This is a genomic window from Lutibacter sp. (assembly GCF_041562875.1).
GTDB lineage: Bacteria > Bacteroidota > Bacteroidia > Flavobacteriales > Flavobacteriaceae > Lutibacter.
The window spans coordinates 1-2,534 of record NZ_JBFFOE010000177.1 but is presented as its reverse complement, the minus strand read 5'-3'; the positions used below and the strand labels follow the sequence as shown (position 1 = coordinate 2,534).

Annotated in this window: 2 protein-coding genes and 1 pseudogene; all 3 read right to left on the bottom strand. The window is 25.3% G+C overall.

The features are described from left to right. A pseudogene (locus ABY863_RS13410) lies at window positions 1-1,218 on the bottom strand (flagellar motor protein MotB); the annotation flags it as partial. Window positions 1,219-1,324: 106 nt separating this feature from the next. Next, window positions 1,325-1,786 carry a DUF962 domain-containing protein gene (locus ABY863_RS13405; RefSeq protein ID WP_372795664.1) on the bottom strand — a complete coding sequence of 154 codons (462 nt, stop codon included), beginning with the start codon at window positions 1,784-1,786 and terminating at the stop codon, window positions 1,325-1,327. A gap of 9 nt (window positions 1,787-1,795) precedes the next feature. Next, on the bottom strand, window positions 1,796-2,500 hold the full coding sequence (locus ABY863_RS13400; RefSeq protein WP_372795662.1) for a tetratricopeptide repeat protein: 705 nt from the start codon (window positions 2,498-2,500) through the stop codon (window positions 1,796-1,798). Window positions 2,501-2,534 lie beyond the last annotated feature (34 nt).

Below are 2,534 nucleotides of genomic sequence, written 5' to 3'. Positions count from 1 at the left end.
TTTTCCAGTAACTAATTGATTGCATTCAATTGGAGTTAATTCTAAGTTTTTAGAAATTTCATTGTTAATAGTATTATCAGGGACAATTTCAAATTCTATAGTGTTGTAGTTTTCTTTTTTAGCAATTATTTTATAATTTTCATTGCAATTCAACTTAAAACTATATTTAGAGTCTTTTACTATGATTTTAGTTTCTTGTAAAACATCATTATTATATAAAGAAATAAGAACTTTATCAATAGGTTTTTGAGTTTCTATATCTGTAATTAATCCTGTAATAACTTTTGTGCATTCAATTACTTTTTCTTTTGGTATAAAGGCATAAATATCTACATCTCCTTTTCCGTTTTCACGATTAGATGTAAAGTACCCTGTGTTTTTTGCTACATTAATTACAAATGCAAAATCATCAAATTCACTATTGAAAGGGCTTGGTAGGTTTTCCGCTTTTTGATAATTTCCATTTTTAAAATTACTTTTAAAAATATCTAACAAGCCTTTTCCTTTATGCCCATATGAAGAAAAGTAAAGTGTACTGTTTTGTCCTATATATGGGAATAACTCTGATTCTTTTGTATTTACGTTAGGTCCTAAATTTCTTGGTTTGCTATAACTATTTTTATCTAAAATATCTACAACATAAATATCCGTTTTTCCATATCCATTTGGCATATCAGAAACAAAGAATAATTGTTTGTTATCTTTACTCACTTCAGGGCTTCTAACTGAGTATTTTTCACTGTTAAAGGGTAAACGCTGAATATTTGAAATTTCTAAATTTTCATTTATATCAGCCTTCATTATTTGTAAAGTTCTCCATTTGGCCGAATCGATTCTTTTTTCAGTGTTGTAAAAATTATTCCAAGTAAAATAAATAGTTTTTCTATCAGAAGTAAATGTAATATCAGATTCAAAAAATTTATTATTTATTTCGTTGGAAAATTTGTTGATTTGAATTAAATCTCCATTTTTTTGAACAACAGCTTTATATAATTCTAAGTGAAGTTGACGGTTATTTTTTCGTCTATCTTTTTTGAATGTCTTATCATCATCATTTTCTTTTGATGATGCAAAAAATATGGTATTTTCGTTTAAATAAGTAACTCCAAATTCAGCATCTTTTGAATTTATAGATGTATTTAAAACTTCAAAGTCTTGTTGTTGAGAAAAAATTGAAGTTAAGAATAAAAGAAAAAATATTTGAAGTATTTGTTTCATTCTAAATTTAATTTAGATTGTTTTTTAATTAGAATTTTAATGTGAAAATTTTAATTGGTTCCATTAAGTATGACTATTAATTAGGTGTTTTTCAGTGCATTATAAATTATTTTTTAGAGAGCTTTTCAAAAACCCAAGCAGGTCCAATTAATAAAAATTGTAAATCTTTAAAAAATGAAGGCTTTTTCCCTTCTAATTTATGCCCATAAAATTGTCCTATCCATGCAACTATAAAAATAAATAAAGATGTGTAAAATAAAGGAAAAGTTGTTGATAAAAAATAATTACCAACAAGACATACAATAGAAAATGTTAACATTCTAACAAATATTGAAAAAGACAATCGAATATAAAATAGCAGTAATAGTATTAAAACAGGAGAGGCCCAATTTTCGATAAAAGGATTGCTTATTTTAGTAAAGTTAGAAATTAGATTTGTTGGTATACTCATAAGCATTCCAACAATACTAAAAAATATGGCTGGCACGCAAAAATAGTGTATTTTCTGATTTGTTTTGTGTTGATGGCTAATGGCATATTCATCAAACCAGTTTTGTAAAGTTTTCATGGTTGTTTTTTAGTTGTTACTGTTAGGATTTTCTAACTTTTCAATATTTTTTTTTGCTTGGATATTGCCAGAATCTATTACTAGTGATTTTTTATAATTTGTAATAGCTTTTGCGGTATCGCCACTTTTCATGAAAGCTTCAGCTAAACTATCATAAACATTTGAACTGTTTGGGTATAATGCAACATTTATTTCAAAAATGCGAATTGCATTTTCATAATTTTTATCTCTTAATTCTTTATATCCTAATTTATTGAAGTTGCTTTCTTCTATTGCGGTATCTAAAGAATCATTTTGTTGAATATTTAAATAACCTTCTAGAGCTTTATCAAACTCATTGTTTTTTAAATATTCACTTGGAATATTTTCGTGTTCTTCAAGTTTTACGAAGTTAAAAGTAATTGGTTTGTTTTCTTCTTTTGGTATTAAAGCAATATAATCTTTTTTATTTTCAGGATTTGTTAAAAACTGAATTTTCTCATTCATTTCTTTTACAAAAAAAGTAGTTTCATTCACTTTTAATGGCTTAATACTTTTTGCTCCTCGCCATTCCATAAATAATTCATTTTTATTAAAATAAATTTTAATTACTTCATCTGAATTGTATAAATATCTTCCAGTTGCTTTTTCAATAAATGCTTCGCTATTTGAATCATTTCCGCAACTGATAAAGATTGCGAATACAACAAATTTTAAAATTGTTTTTAGTTTCATAAGTTTATATTTATTGTTCGTTTAAGATTTATAT